The organism is Mucilaginibacter straminoryzae (genome assembly GCF_022953055.1).
In the GTDB taxonomy this organism is placed as follows: Bacteria; Bacteroidota; Bacteroidia; order Sphingobacteriales; family Sphingobacteriaceae; genus Mucilaginibacter; species Mucilaginibacter straminoryzae.
Genome location: NZ_JALJEJ010000001.1, coordinates 404,014 through 418,072, shown reverse-complemented (window position 1 = coordinate 418,072; position 14,059 = coordinate 404,014). Strand labels below are relative to the sequence as shown.

General features: G+C 43.5%; 12 protein-coding genes. 8 read left to right on the top strand and 4 right to left on the bottom strand.

Annotated elements, in window-relative coordinates; translation table 11 throughout:
- The first annotated feature begins 90 nt into the window (after positions 1-90).
- From MUY27_RS01860 to MUY27_RS01840, 5 genes are all read left to right on the top strand, one after another.
- A complete protein-coding gene (locus MUY27_RS01860; protein ID WP_245128265.1) occupies positions 91-1,065 on the top strand; it encodes a glycosyltransferase family 90 protein in 975 nt (324 codons plus the stop codon).
- 27 nt (positions 1,066-1,092) lie between these two features.
- Positions 1,093-1,899 carry a DUF5672 family protein gene (locus MUY27_RS01855; protein WP_245128264.1) on the top strand — a complete coding sequence of 269 codons (807 nt, stop codon included), beginning with the start codon at positions 1,093-1,095 and terminating at the stop codon, positions 1,897-1,899.
- 64 nt (positions 1,900-1,963) lie between these two features.
- Positions 1,964-3,778 carry an ABC transporter ATP-binding protein gene (locus MUY27_RS01850; RefSeq protein ID WP_245128263.1) on the top strand — a complete coding sequence of 605 codons (1,815 nt, stop codon included), beginning with the start codon at positions 1,964-1,966 and terminating at the stop codon, positions 3,776-3,778.
- Between the two features lie 3 nt (positions 3,779-3,781).
- On the top strand, positions 3,782-4,525 hold the full coding sequence (locus MUY27_RS01845; protein ID WP_245128262.1) for a glycosyltransferase: 744 nt from the start codon (positions 3,782-3,784) through the stop codon (positions 4,523-4,525).
- Between the two features lie 3 nt (positions 4,526-4,528).
- Positions 4,529-5,632: a glycosyltransferase family 4 protein gene (locus MUY27_RS01840; protein ID WP_245128261.1), complete on the top strand. Its 1,104-nt coding sequence runs from the start codon at positions 4,529-4,531 to the stop codon at positions 5,630-5,632.
- Positions 5,633-5,702: 70 nt separating this feature from the next.
- On the opposite strand, the gene MUY27_RS01835 is transcribed toward MUY27_RS01840, so the two are convergent.
- Complete coding sequence (locus tag MUY27_RS01835; protein WP_245128260.1) at positions 5,703-7,139, bottom strand: MAC/perforin domain-containing protein; 1,437 nt, start codon at positions 7,137-7,139, stop codon at positions 5,703-5,705.
- Between the two features lie 195 nt (positions 7,140-7,334).
- Here MUY27_RS01835 and MUY27_RS01830 point away from each other — a divergent pair, with 195 nt between their 5' ends.
- A complete protein-coding gene (locus tag MUY27_RS01830) occupies positions 7,335-8,165 on the top strand; it encodes a hypothetical protein (protein WP_245128259.1) in 831 nt (276 codons plus the stop codon).
- Between the two features lie 56 nt (positions 8,166-8,221).
- Positions 8,222-9,157 (top strand): nucleotide-diphospho-sugar transferase, encoded by a 936-nt coding sequence (locus MUY27_RS01825; RefSeq protein ID WP_245128258.1) that lies wholly within the window; start codon positions 8,222-8,224, stop codon positions 9,155-9,157.
- A 3-nt stretch (positions 9,158-9,160) separates the two neighbouring features.
- Here the strand turns inward: MUY27_RS01825 and MUY27_RS01820 are convergent, their stop codons facing one another.
- Positions 9,161-10,228, bottom strand: coding sequence for an acyltransferase family protein (locus MUY27_RS01820; RefSeq protein ID WP_245128257.1), 1,068 nt, complete (start codon positions 10,226-10,228; stop codon positions 9,161-9,163).
- A gap of 178 nt (positions 10,229-10,406) precedes the next feature.
- Positions 10,407-11,072, bottom strand: a complete 666-nt coding sequence (locus MUY27_RS01815; protein WP_245128256.1) for a porin family protein — start codon at positions 11,070-11,072, stop codon at positions 10,407-10,409.
- A 92-nt stretch (positions 11,073-11,164) separates the two neighbouring features.
- Between MUY27_RS01815 and MUY27_RS01810 the strand changes: the two genes are divergently transcribed.
- Positions 11,165-12,913 carry a glycoside hydrolase family 3 protein gene (locus MUY27_RS01810; RefSeq protein WP_245128255.1) on the top strand — a complete coding sequence of 583 codons (1,749 nt, stop codon included), beginning with the start codon at positions 11,165-11,167 and terminating at the stop codon, positions 12,911-12,913.
- Between the two features lie 344 nt (positions 12,914-13,257).
- On the opposite strand, the gene MUY27_RS01805 is transcribed toward MUY27_RS01810, so the two are convergent.
- Positions 13,258-14,034 (bottom strand): SDR family oxidoreductase, encoded by a 777-nt coding sequence (locus MUY27_RS01805; protein ID WP_245128254.1) that lies wholly within the window; start codon positions 14,032-14,034, stop codon positions 13,258-13,260.
- Between the last annotated feature and the right edge of the window lie 25 nt (positions 14,035-14,059).

Below are 14,059 nucleotides of genomic sequence, written 5' to 3'. Positions count from 1 at the left end.
ACAAATTCATTAAAGTTTTAGAGCTGACTACCATAACAGAACCTTTAGTGCCTGCTTACGTTTATATTTGTCGAACGGTTTCTCACACACATGACACTGCAGGAAATTGACGCAACATTAAAGAAAAGTAAAATGGGCTACTTTGCCAGAAACGTTTTACTGCAATTGGTACCGGGTTCGGTATTTGAAAGTCAGCTGCATAAGAAACTGGGTGCCATTAAATATTATGATCCGAATTACCTGAAGGATCGCGTAGATTATTACAACAAACTGGATACCCTTACGCCGCTTGGCCCCGAAGCGCTGGCGTTAAAAGAAATCAATACCTTTTCTAAACCGCGCACCTATAAGTTTGATGCCTACGAACTAACCCGCTTTTTCCCGTCACGGTTAACAGCAAGTTTTCTGTATGGCGATGTAAACCATGTGGCGCCTTCGCCCACCATCCAAAAAAGCAGACCCCTGTGGGATGATAACAAAAATGCCATTCTGCTAAAGCTGGATAAAAAGCGGCACTATCAGTTTGTAAAAGATTCCCTGGCATTTAATGATAAGAAAAATCTGCTGATCGGCCGCGGCGCCATGACCCAGCCGCACCGCATCCGTTTTATGGAGAAGTACTTTAACCACCCCATGTGTGATCTTGGGCAGGTGAACCGGCAGGGGGGAAATACCCAATGGCTGAAACCCAAGCTATCGATACCCCAGCATTTGAAATATAAGTTTATACTTAGCCTGGAGGGCAATGATGTGGCTACTAACCTGAAATGGATCATGTCTTCCAACTCGGTAGCTGTCATGCCGCCACCTACGCATGAAACGTGGTTTATGGAAGCCCGGCTGATACCAAACCATCATTACATTGCTATCAAAAAAGATTTTAGCGACCTGGAAGAGAAGCTGCAATATTACATACAGCACCCGGCAGAAGCGGAAGCCATTGCCCGAAATGCTAATAGTTATGTGCAGCAGTTTATGGATCAGCGGCTGGAAGAACTGCTTGGATTACTGGTGTTAGAGAAATACTTTTATTATACCGGGCAAATTACTACCTTATCGGTATAAGTGCCCTAACCTACTTTAAGATCAAAAATGAGTATTGCTCAATCCGTTGTTATTATTCCTTTTTATAAAGATACTTTAAATACCAATGAAGAAATTTCGCTGCAACAATGCGAAAAAATCCTAAGCCCGCATATTAAAATTGCCATTAAACCGCGAAGCCTCACCCTGCCGAAAAAAGTTTCTTCCCTGATAAAATTGAACGGCGTAGTAAACTTTGACGATCATTTTTTTGCGGGCATTGCCGGTTATAACCGATTGATGCTATCGCAGGATTTTTACGGACAGTTTCTGGACTATGAATGTTTGCTGATTTACCAAACAGACGCTTTTGTTTTTAAAGACGAGCTGGATTACTGGTGCAGCCAGGGTTGGGATTATATCGGCGCCCCGTGGATACGACGAAAAGATGACGGCGCGATCAAAGCAGCGGTTACAGGTATTCAGCAAGCCGTTTCAACACAATTTAATCTCAAAAAAAACGGTGTACCCAATAAATACCAGTTTGATAACAAGGTGGGCAACGGCGGTTTTTCGTTAAGAAGGGTAAATAAATTTCACGAACTCTGCGGTACTGAAAAAGGGCGCATCGAAACCTATCTTGCCCAAACTGCGCACCAGTACAATGAAGATGCGTTCTGGAGTGTAGAAGCTAACCGTAAAAAAATGCTGCTTAAAATCCCCGACTGGCAAACAGCATTACGGTTTTCATTTGAAATTTATCCGGAAAGGGCATTGCGGTTAAACAACGGCGAGCTGCCATTTGGTTGTCACGATTGGGACCAATACCCCGAATTTTGGCGCCCTATTTTTGAAAGCCAGGGTTACTCGCTGTAGAAAGCTGTAATACTTATCGTTAATCCCCTCCGTTATTAATATTTTTGCTGATTATTTTATTTGAATGAAAACATATTTCCGGCTGCTTTCTTTTGCCAAACCAATAGAAAAGTTTGCTATCCCTTATATCATCTGCACCATTATTACGGTAATATTCAGCACCTTGAACCTTGCCCTGCTGGTGCCGTTGTTGCGTACTCTGTTTTTTCAATCTAAAGCGCCCGTACCCAAACCCAAAAGCTGGTTAAACCTATTGGACACCATCAATTATTATGCGCATGAGTTTAGCATTACTTACGGCCCCATCGGTGCGTTAAAGTTTGTTTGCGCCATTATTGTAATATCGGTATTAATCAGCAATGTGTTCAGGTATTTTTCGCAGCGCACCATGGAAAACCTGCGCATCCATACCTTGCTGAATTTACGCCGAAACGTTTTTAATAACGTAATGGATTTGCACCTGGGTTATTTTAGTAATGAACGTAAGGGCGATATCATCTCCAAGATTGCTTCGGACGTGCAGGTAGTGCAATACTCGGTAACCGGCACTTTGCAGGTTGTTTTTAAAGAGCCACTGCAGTTGATCGCCTTCCTTTTTGCGTTGTTTGCCTTGTCTGTAAAGCTGACGCTATTCTCTTTACTGGTAATCCCTGTTGCAGGTTTTATCATTGCGCGTATTGTGAAACGTTTAAAAGCCCAGGCCCGCGAATCACATGATACTTATGGCACCATGATCAGTCATCTCGACGAAGCACTTTCCGGCGTAAAAATTATCAAAGCATTTAATGCGACGGATTTCATTAAAAACCGTTTTCACGATCACAATAAAAAATATTCGAGGATTATCCGTTCCATGGCGAAAAGGCAGCAATCGGCCTCTCCGGTTTCTGAATTTCTTGGTGTTGCCATGGTTGCGGGACTGGTATTATACGGCGGATCGCTGGTGTTAAATGGTCAATCGCCTTTAACAGCCGAAAAATTCATTGCCTATATCGCCATATTCTCACAGGTAATGCGTCCAGCAAAAGCCATTTCAGATTCGTTCAGCAGTATCCACTCAGGTATTGCTGCCGGTGAGCGTGTTTTGGAACTGATTGATACCAAGCCGGCAATTACAGACGCACCTGATGCTATTCAACTGAAAGGTTTTAACCAGGAAATTAAACTGGATAACGTTTCTTTTGCCTACCAGGAGAAAGAAGTATTGAGCAATATTAACCTGGTGATCCCTAAAGGCAAAACTGTAGCGTTGGTGGGCCCGTCAGGAGGTGGCAAATCTACCTTGATGGACTTGCTACCGCGGTTCATCGAACCGCAGCATGGCGCAGTGTTAGTTGATGGTCATGATATCCGGAAGGTGACCGCCAATTCGCTTCGTGCCTTAATGGGTATTGTGAACCAGGAATCTATCTTGTTTAACGACACTATTTTTAACAACATCGCCTTTGGCAAACCCGATGCTACCATGGAACAGGTAGAAGCTGCGGCAAAAATTGCCAATGCGCACCAGTTTATTACCGGTACAGAAAACGGTTATGAAACTAACATCGGCGACCGAGGCACTAAACTTTCAGGTGGTCAGCGCCAGCGGATCTGTATCGCACGCGCGGTATTAAATAACCCGCCGATTATGCTGCTGGATGAAGCGACATCGGCATTGGATACCGAATCTGAAAAACTGGTACAGGATGCCTTGAATAACCTGATGAAGAACCGCACCTCGCTTATCATCGCCCACCGCTTAAGTACCATTCAGAACGCAGATAAGATCGTCGTTTTAGAAGCTGGCCGGATAGTAGCGGAAGGTACGCACCAGGAATTGATTGCCGCTAACGGACTTTACCGTAAGCTGATAGACATGCAAACCTTTAACGCATAAACCATGAAAGAGGGCGGTGTTCGTATCCTATCCGGCGTTGAGCATCAACCCCTCATTAGCATTATTACCGTTACTTATAATGCCGCTCATCTGCTGCCCGAATACCTGAATAATGTGCTGCCTTATGTTAATGCCGAAGTTGAGTTAGTCATACTGGATGGTAACAGTACGGACGGCTCTATAGATATTTTAGCGCAGCATAACTCAAAAATAACTTACTGGCGCAGCGAGTCCGACCAGGGTATTTATGACGCCATGAATAAAGCCATTAGTTACGCTAAAGGTGGTTGGCTTTACTTTATGGGTGCAGACGACCGCTTACTTGGCGGCTTCGGCAAAATGGGCCGGCATCTAACCCAACCCGCTACTGTTTATTATGCAAAAGTGGTTTTCTGGGGGGAAATTGCCGGTGGTGCGTTGAAAAAATACGACCTGACGAAAATCGATATTTGCCATCAAAGTATATTTTATCCCCGAAGAGTTTTCGATAAGTATAAATATGAGACCCGCTACCCGGTTTATGCAGACCAGCACCTTAACCTGAGTTTATTTGGCGATAGAAAATTTCAATGGAAGTTTGTGGACGAACTGGTCGCAATCTATGATACACGCGGCTTTTCTGCGGGTAGTAAAGACCCGGAGTTTGATAAACATTACGACCAAATGGTGAAGCAACACCTTGGTCTCTGGGTTTATGCAAGACATTTGTTCAGGGTGATGAAAAAAGGCCGCAGGCAGCGAAATTAAGCAATGAAGATACTTTTTGACTATCAGCATTTCAGTGAGCAGCGGTACGGCGGTATTACCCGTTACTTCGCCAACATCATGCATTCGATTGATCAGCGCGATGACATCAGCTACAAACTTGCTGCCTTATACTCAAAAAATTATTACATCAGGCACTTGCACCCGCCCCTTAATAATCCCACCGGCGAATATTTGGTAGGATCGAAAAAAAAGAGGGAGATCAGCTGGAATCAGCGATACAGCAAATACTGTTTGCAGCATGATGATTATGACATTTTTCATCCTACCTATTACCACCCTTATTTTTTAAAGGATGTCAAAAAGCCGTTTGTGCTTACGGTGCATGACATGATCCACGAACGCTTCCCCGAATCATTCGCCGTGAATGATGTTGTTGCGGGGTATAAAAGAGAAACTATCCCGGCGGCAGATAAAATTATCGCGGTTTCGCACGCCACAAAAAAAGACCTGATCAGCCTTTATCCGCAGGTTGCAGACCGGGTAGAGGTAATTCACCACGGGGTAACGTTACAGGATTTCCCTCAGACAAAAACGCCTCTAAGTATCGATATCCCCAAAAACTTTATACTATACGTGGGTACCCGCGATTCGTATAAAAACTTCGACCGGTTTGCAGCAGCATTTGCCGAAGTTGTGAAAGCGCATCCAAACTTATACCTGGTAGCGGCAGGAGGTGCGCCGTTTAGCCGAACGGAAGTCTCCTATTTGACAGAATTGGACATTATTCACCGCTGTATCCGGTTCAACGCGTCTGATGAGGTACTGGCACAGTTATATCAGAACGCGCAGTTATTCGTCTTCCCTTCACTGTGCGAAGGTTTTGGCTTTCCCATTTTAGAGGCTTTTCAGCACTGCTGCCCTGTTGCCTGCAGCAATACCAGCAGCTTACCGGAAGTTGCAGGCGAAGCCGCATTATATTTCGACCCATATGATACCGCCGCAATAGCTGCAACCATGCTACAGGCATTAGGAAAACCTGTTGTCAGGGAAGAATTGGTTAACAGGGGCAAACTTAGGCTGCTAAATTTCTCCATCAGTGATTGTATGGATAAGACGATGGGTGTGTACAAAAGCTTGGCGAAATAAAAAAGCTACTCCTTTAAAGAAGTAGCTCAAATTAAACATGCCCTTAAATACAACTTTCTAATTGCCTTAATTAGTATATGCCGCCAGCAGGTACCGGAAACACATAAAAGCCTATACCATGTGAAACCCAGCCTGCTGGATAGCCCGCCGTAACATTAGGATTTGGGGAATAAATATGATCATGCTGATTTTCGCTATAAAAAATATAGCATGGAATGGTGCTCTGTTGAACTGACGGGTAGCCATAAAACGTAATACCATCTCGTTGGTACCCTACCCAACTTGTTGGTGTAACAGCATTGGGGTTGGTAGCATAAAAATGATCGCCTGTATTTGGGTTTGAGTATTGGTATACTGGTACAGTACCACCATATTGAACTGTATAGGCATAAAAGCCTACTCCCGTATTTCTCCAATTTGGCGAAATAGCTGTGTAATTGGGATCAGAACTTAAAATATGCTTGTTATCAACTGCACGGTAATAACCATAAATTGGCGCAGGCAAAAGCGAAGCGCGGTTATTTATTAAGTATTGAACGATATAATCATGTAACGCCTGGGCTTTTGTAGGATCTGAAACAAATTGAGACAATTCAACTAATCCCGACGTACCAATATCAATCAATTCTGCATTTTGAACAGTTGCACTACTTTGCCAGTTCGAAATATTGACGGTTGGTGTATTTGAAGTATTTAAGTCGATATCGCCGATCAAACTTTTACTTGCATCTCCGCCACGGGTTTCGTAATGCATTTTTGAACTATATATTTTACTTAATTCTGATGTAGTAGTATTCAGCGATGCATCAATACTAAAAATAGTCTTTATGCCGAAAGACAATCCTGCCTGAGATGAGTTATATCTGTTCGAGCTTGTAGTAGCTGATTGATAAAGAACGCTTAGCTTCGCACCCAAAAAAATATCAGTCAATACGTGTGTACCGTAATGGCTAACTATATAAGCTGGAGATTGATTTTGAACATCTGTCAGGAATGTGGCATTTGCATAACTTTTCATCAGATCAATTGGTGAATTTAACGTCAGCCTCTTTTCCTTAATGGTTAGGTCATAACTACTGTACGCATACTTACTGGAGAATGAAGACGAATCTTTAAAAGCTGCCTTAATGGTCGCTTTAAAAGTTGCAGCACTATCAGAAGCACCAAGCGAGAAATTGTTTGATATTTTTTTTATATAATCCAATGCATCGGTACCTGTAGTAATTTCTGCAGTTTGGCTTTGGGAGAGATCTGTAAGCACACGATCCGGATAATCTGCTTTAAATCGCGCAATATCCAACACCTGGCCGCCTGCAGAATATGATTGTGCATAAGCCCCCGTGATATTATAACCGTAACCTAATAAATCCCAAATGCCATCTCTTGCTGAATTACTTTTTTTGGGGTTGTTAACGATGGTATTACTGTTCAAGGGCGTAAAATCTTGTTTTTTACACGCCACAGCAAATACAGCTACTATTAAAAATAGCAATAGCTTGTTTTTCATAAAAAATTTGAGTTGTGATAAAAGTTAAATCTACGTGGAGGTTATAGATAGGTTAATTTTAGATTAATTTTCAGGCAAAAAGCCAATTCATGGGCATTGTGTTTAATTTTTAAGCAAGTTAAGTTTTTTTATCGAGAAAAAATAAAATGTATAAATCTGTTGTTTATGTTTAATGGTCTATTTTGTCGAGATAAAATGTCAAAAGAAAGTGAACTCCAATCGCCAATAAAAGAAACCGGATTAAGCTACGCTTACCGGTTTTCGATATGCACGCTTGTAACAGATCTTACCGAGTACCAGGAAATGATGGACTCTTTTATTGCTGCGGGTTTCAACGAAAGCGTTTGCGAGTTCCGCTATGTAGATAACAGCCAGATAAACAACTATGATGCTTATGAGGGAATTAACCTCTTCCTGCAAAATGCGCTTGGCGAATACATCATCATTTGCCACCAGGATGTTTTAGCTAACATAGATACCATTGATCAGTTAAACAATTGCATTAAACAAATCTCTGTCCAAGACCCTAATTGGGCTATCCTGAGTAATGCTGGGGGACTTGAAAACGACCTTTACAATCGGTTTGTGTTGAATGTGGCCTACCCAGATGGGAAATTGGACAAGCGCGGAAACCTTCCCCAGAAAGTGATCAGTGTGGACGAGAACTTTATCCTGGTAAAGAAAGCGGCTAATCTTTCCCTTTCCCGCGACCTGAAAGGCTTTCACTTATACGGAACAGACTTATGTCTGATCGCAGACTTACTTGGGTACACTGCTTATGTGGTTGATTTCAAGATTACACACAAAAGCCTGGGCAACCCTGACGGTTCGTATCAGAGTATATTAACTACCCTGATGGCTAAATACAACCGCTTTATGCAAGACAGAAGGATTGTAACTACCATTACAGACTTTTACTTATCATCATCTCCTTTTAAACAATTGTTGCACGAGGTGAAGCTTTTGAAAAAGCTAGAAAGAAATCAGGATAAAATTCGCACCAAAAAGACAAAACGACAACAATAAATTCCCTTACCACCATCATTATTTATATCGCCTAATAGTTGATAGATTTGCATTGCATGAGCTATCAAACTAAATCTGCTGTACTGTTCATTATCTTTAACCGCCCCGATACCACGAAGCTGGTATTTGAACAAATTGCTGCTGCGCGTCCGCCGCGTTTATATATCGCTGCCGATGGACCAAGGGCCGATAAGGCAAATGAAGCTGCACTTTGCGAAGAGGCACGTGTTGTTGCCAGCCTTGTTAATTGGCCGTGCGAAGTAAAAACCCTTTTCCGCGAAAAAAACCTGGGCTGCAAAAACGGGGTAGCTTCGGCAATAGACTGGTTTTTCGGGCAGGAAGAAGAAGGTATTATCCTGGAAGATGATTGCCTGCCAGCAGAAAGCTTCTTTAGGTTTTGTGATCACATGCTTTCAAAATACCGGCACGATACAAGAGTTCGCCATATCGGCGGTTCAAATCTTCAACGTGGTAAAACCTGGGGAGCCGCTACCTACTATTTTTCTAACCTAACCCATGTTTGGGGATGGGCCAGCTGGCGCCGGGTATGGCAGGATTATGATAAAGAGCTGGGGAGATATTCACTGAAGGATGTTAGGCAGCAGCTATCTAACATTTTTTCAGATCCGTTTATCCTTGACACCTGGGAAGATATCTTTAAACAATTAAAAGCCGGACAAATTGATACATGGGATTACCAATTAACTTTCACCAATTTCTTCAACAACAGTTTATCTGTTATTCCTAATTTCAATCTGATTACCAATATCGGCTATGGTGCTGCCGCAACCCATACAACAGACCCGAATAATCCGTATGCTAATATTCCGCTTGAGGATATTCCATCTGATATATTAAATCCTGTGTATGTGCAACCTGAAAAAAGGGCTGATTACAACACCCTTGAGTTCGACTTTAACCTAAAAGCCAGATACAAAAAGTATAACAAGCCTTCCAGGCGTTTTAAAAGATGGTTGAAGGGTGAACGATAAATACTAATTACCAACCAGCTTGTGCGCTTTAGATTTTGTCAGCAAGATGGTAATCCACCAGCTTAAAGCATAAACTATTACAAACGATAGCAGCTTTATTAAATAAAACACTGCGGTACTTTGATCCGCCGGATCGACCTTCACGCCGTGGTAAATCTCGGGGAGCAGGTAGATCACCAGGATATAATGGATCAGGTAGATACCGTAAGTGGTGTCTCTCGGGCGAAGTTTATTTAGCCACGCGAATTCTTTGACACGCAACAATAAAGTAAATCCCGAGAGCGAATACAGCACATTGGTAAAGCGCAGGGTATTATAGGGGTCTACGCTGTGTGTATTGAATAGTTGCCTTGTTTCCATAACAGATAGGGCGAAAGTGATCACCACCAGCAAAATCAATAACGGAAAAGGCAGCAACTTCACCCTGTATTCTACTATCAACCAGTGTTTACGCAATTGCGCACCAAGCCACAAGAAGAATACGAAACCTAAGATGGCAGTAGTATGGCTCGGGTCGAACCATTCAAAATGGATATTAACGCAATAGATCAGCGTGAACAAGAGCAGCACAGCGCCGAACTTATAAGAATACAGGTACTTTTTAAAAATGAGCAGCAAAGATATACTCACCATAAAATTGATGATGAACCAGTAGTTGGTATACAGGTAAGTCTCTTTAGCCTCCTTTAAAATATTAGCTAGGTTAAAGCGGCCATCGTGGTACATGCGTTCCTTTACATGCAGATTAACGATATAGCAAACAATAAAAATTACCGACCAAAATAGCCAGGGGCCAAATGTGCTGGCAAAGCGGCGTTTAAGATATTCGCCAGGTGTGTAGTCTGTAAATTTTTCACTGATGAGAAATCCCGCGAGCAGAAAAAATATTACCGTTCCGAACTTCGCAAACTGGACGATCAGTATATAAATCCAATACCGTGCAGAACCTTCAGGAAAATGATAACTGCCCAACGTATGCTCGGCAACAATGCTCATCATAGCCAGGCAACGGATATGATCTATAAACGCATAATTTTTTTTAGGGGAACTCTCGTTTAATGAATTTTGCATCTAGGCGTTAGTTACGGCAAATGTATTTACAAAGCTGTAGTTTTAATAAAACAAAATAGCGTTTGTAACAAAGGTTTTGGATAAGTGATGGTCTCCATTCAATTCCCATATTAAAAATGCCGCCCCTGCACTGGCAAGGACGGCAATCATAAACATCAAACACTAAATAAACAAAAACTTAGAATTTTATACCCAGCCCAATCTGGAACACCTGGTTACGGTAAGCCGGCACATACTGGTCGCCCTGCTCATTAATCTTGCTCAGGTCGATGTTGTAACGGCCGCGCAGTTCTACGTTTCTGCCCAGATCAAAACTTACACCGGCTACACCGCCAACAATTGCCTTGTTGTAGCCATTGCTGGTGTTGTTGTAAACCTGCTGTGTGCTTTGCGTAAAGCCGTTGTCGAACGTATTGGTAGTTGATAACAGGAATGATACCTGCGGACCAACCAGCACATTAAAATTCGGCGCCACGTGCAGTTTCGCCAGGATAGGCACATCAATAAAATCTGTGCGTTGTTTAAATTCGCCATAAGGAGTATTTTGGGTATAACCTTTTTGCGAATACAAACCTTCTACGGTGATAGAAAGCGGGTAGATCACGGGCAGATCGAACCCAACACCTACGTTAGCGCCAATCTTAGAATTGGTATTGAAATTACCGCCATTGCTTTTCACGATGTTGGCGATATTAATTCCGCCGATCAACTCAAACGTAGGGCGGAAGTTGCCGTTATACGTACTTTGACGCGGCCGGGCGTGTTGGCGTGGACGGTAATACTGCGCGCTAACCGTCCCGGCTATCAGCAGCATTGCAGCCGCCATAAAGAAAAGTTTTTTCATAGTTGTGTTCACTTTAGTTCTTAAAATCTATTTTTAGAGAGCCTTTAATCAAAAAGGTTTATTTGGTGTTAAATTTTTTAATCGACACACCAATGTTCCGATCCTTTGTTCATCCGTTTATGATTACCATTTTTAAGAAAAGTTATTACTTCATCCTCTCTTTGCCTATCTATTTCATTAGTTTTCAAGCTAATGCACAACAAAAATCCTTTATAAGCAGTATCACTGCACAGAACCAATGGATGGATTCTGTTTACGATAAGATGAGCCTGCGGCAGCGCGTAGCGCAGATGATCTTCGTCCGGGCACATACTAATCGAGGCCAAGCCTATTCCGATTCTGTTGGTCAGGTGATTAAAAATGAACACCTGGGCGGCGTGGTATTCTTCCAGGGCGGGCCGGGCAGGCAGCTGAACCTGAGTAACACCTATCAAAAGCTTTCAGATGTACCACTCCTGATTGCGATGGATGGCGAATGGGGTTTAGGAATGCGCCTGGATTCAACGCTGTCTTTCCCCTACCAGATGACACTGGGTGCCATCCGCGATAACAACCTGATTTATAAAATGGGGCAGGAAGTGGCCCGCCAGTTTAAACGACTGGGCATGCACATCAACTTTGCGCCAGATATGGATGTGAATAACAACCCGGCAAACCCGGTGATCAACTACCGTTCGTTTGGCGACGATAAAGTAAATGTAGCACAGAAGGGCATTGCTTATATGCAGGGCATGCAAAGCGAAGGACTGATCACGACAGCCAAGCACTTCCCCGGTCACGGCGATACCAATGTAGATTCGCACCAGGACCTTCCCCAACTGCCCTTTACCCGTCAACGGCTGGATTCGCTCGAAGAATATCCATTTAAACAAGCCATCGCCGCAGGTATCAGCGGCGTGATGGTGGCCCATATGAATATCCCGGCGCTTGACCCCACTCCCAAACTTCCTTCTACCCTTTCGCGCCCTATCATCACAGGGCTACTGAAAGACTCGTTAGGCTTTAAGGGATTGGTGGTTTCTGACGCCATGGAAATGAAAGGGGTTGTGAAATATTTCCCGAACGGCGAAGCCGATGTGAAAGCATTTATTGCGGGGAATGATATCCTTGAACTATCTGAAAACTCTAAACGTGCCGACAAATTGATCCGAAAGGCGATACATAAAGGGCTGGTATCTGAACAGGAATTTGAGGCACGGGTTAAAAAGATACTGGCGGCGAAGTACTGGGCGGGGTTAAACCATTATCAGCCTGCTAACCCTGAAAACTTTTCGCAGGAAATTAATACGCCAGAAGCCAAACAATTGATCCAAACCCTGGCAGATGCCGCGGTTACACTCTTAAAAGGCGATAGCCTGATTAATGCTTTCGACCCGGCCAAAAGTACCGCTATCATTAGCATTGGCGCAGATGTCCTGACGCCTTTTCAGCAGGAACTTGGCCATTACTTTACCAATAGTAAGGTAATGATGGTGCCAAAAGATATGCAGGTGCCTATGATGAGGGCTTTTATGAACGGTTTAAAAGAATATCAACAAATCATAGTAAGTACTCATGATAGCCGCCTACGCCCGGGGAGCAAACTCGATTACAGCAGTAACCTGAAACTCTTTATCGCCGAACTGGCGGCAATGCCAAATACTGCGATCAGCGTTTTTGCCAACCCTTACACGATTGCAGGTCTGCCGGGTATAGAAAAGGCAGGCGCATTGATCGTCGGTTATCAAAAGGATGATTTTATGCAGCGTGCCGCGGCAAAGGTTTTAAGCAAACAACTGAAACCAAGCGGTAAACTGCCGGTAACCATCAATACGTTTTTTACAACTGGGATGGGGTTGTAATGAGACAGGAATGCGGCGATCTAACTATTAACTCATAAGAGATTGCCACACTGCGTTCGCAATGACACAACTTTTTATCTGGCGCGCGTTTGCAACGCGTGCCTATAAAAACAAAGCGATTCAATCGCTCATGACACGAAGCACACGTTACAAACGAAGGCAAGGAAGATTTTTTTGCAAGCTAAGTAAGGCAATCCTTTAGTTTCTGTAGAGACACAATACTTCGTGTCTTTCACTATCATGTAAAAACACGCCCCTAACCCCTCTCAAGAGGGAAAGTAAGAACAGGGGCAGATTGCCACACTGCGTTCGCAATGACATAGTGTTTTAAGATTATAAGGTCCCTACAAAATACTCCTGCTTGCACCGCCATCGACAGAAATAGTGGTGCCGGTAATGTAGGCAGCTTGTTCTGACGCTAAGAAAGCCACCATGGCGGCAAATTCTTCGGGTTTGCCAATACGGCGCAATGGAATGGCTTTGGCTTTTTCTTTTATGGCTTCATCAGTGTCTACACCTTTGGGTAAGGTATGTTTAATCCGGTCGGTAAGGATCAGCCCGGGCGCTACGTTATTTACCGTAATATTATCCGGACCGAGTTCGTCGGCCATCATTTTTGCCATACCTACTACCCCCATCCGCATGGCGGTAGACAGTACCGAGTTTTGCAAAACCGACTTCACCGACCCGCTGATGATATTGATAATTCTACCCGAGCCAGCTTTGCGCATATGTGGCAACACCAGGCGGCTGTTACGCGCAAAAGCCAATAGGATATCATTGAAGGCCTTTTCCCAATGCGTATCATCGAAGTTCTCGAACAGATCAAACGGCGGGCCGCCAGTGTTATTGATTAAAATATCGATACGGCCAAAACGCTCTGCCGTATCAGCAATCAGTTTTTCAACATCAGCCGGATTAGACACATCAGCCGGAACACTGGTCACTATAGCTCCCGTTTGTAATTCGATCTCTTTAGCGGCTAAATCTAACTGCTCTTTGCTGCGCGAACTGATGACTACCTGAGCCCCTTCGGCTGCTAATGCCGTAGCAATTGCTTTACCCAAACCCTTACTGGCGGCTAGTACAATGGCTACCTTTCCGTTTAATTGAAGATCCATAACGATAAAGATAACATTCGGAGTT

Coding starts and splice junctions, on each gene's coding strand:
- MUY27_RS01860 (WP_245128265.1), top strand. CDS start 91: ATGACACTGCAGGAAATTGACGCAACATTAAAGAAAAGTAAAATGGGC.
- MUY27_RS01855 (WP_245128264.1), top strand. CDS start 1,093: ATGAGTATTGCTCAATCCGTTGTTATTATTCCTTTTTATAAAGATACT.
- MUY27_RS01850 (WP_245128263.1), top strand. CDS start 1,964: ATGAAAACATATTTCCGGCTGCTTTCTTTTGCCAAACCAATAGAAAAG.
- MUY27_RS01845 (WP_245128262.1), top strand. CDS start 3,782: ATGAAAGAGGGCGGTGTTCGTATCCTATCCGGCGTTGAGCATCAACCC.
- MUY27_RS01840 (WP_245128261.1), top strand. CDS start 4,529: ATGAAGATACTTTTTGACTATCAGCATTTCAGTGAGCAGCGGTACGGC.
- MUY27_RS01835 (WP_245128260.1), bottom strand. CDS start 7,139: ATGAAAAACAAGCTATTGCTATTTTTAATAGTAGCTGTATTTGCTGTG.
- MUY27_RS01830 (WP_245128259.1), top strand. CDS start 7,335: ATGTCAAAAGAAAGTGAACTCCAATCGCCAATAAAAGAAACCGGATTA.
- MUY27_RS01825 (WP_245128258.1), top strand. CDS start 8,222: ATGAGCTATCAAACTAAATCTGCTGTACTGTTCATTATCTTTAACCGC.
- MUY27_RS01820 (WP_245128257.1), bottom strand. CDS start 10,228: ATGCAAAATTCATTAAACGAGAGTTCCCCTAAAAAAAATTATGCGTTT.
- MUY27_RS01815 (WP_245128256.1), bottom strand. CDS start 11,072: ATGAAAAAACTTTTCTTTATGGCGGCTGCAATGCTGCTGATAGCCGGG.
- MUY27_RS01810 (WP_245128255.1), top strand. CDS start 11,165: ATGTTCCGATCCTTTGTTCATCCGTTTATGATTACCATTTTTAAGAAA.
- MUY27_RS01805 (WP_245128254.1), bottom strand. CDS start 14,034: ATGGATCTTCAATTAAACGGAAAGGTAGCCATTGTACTAGCCGCCAGT.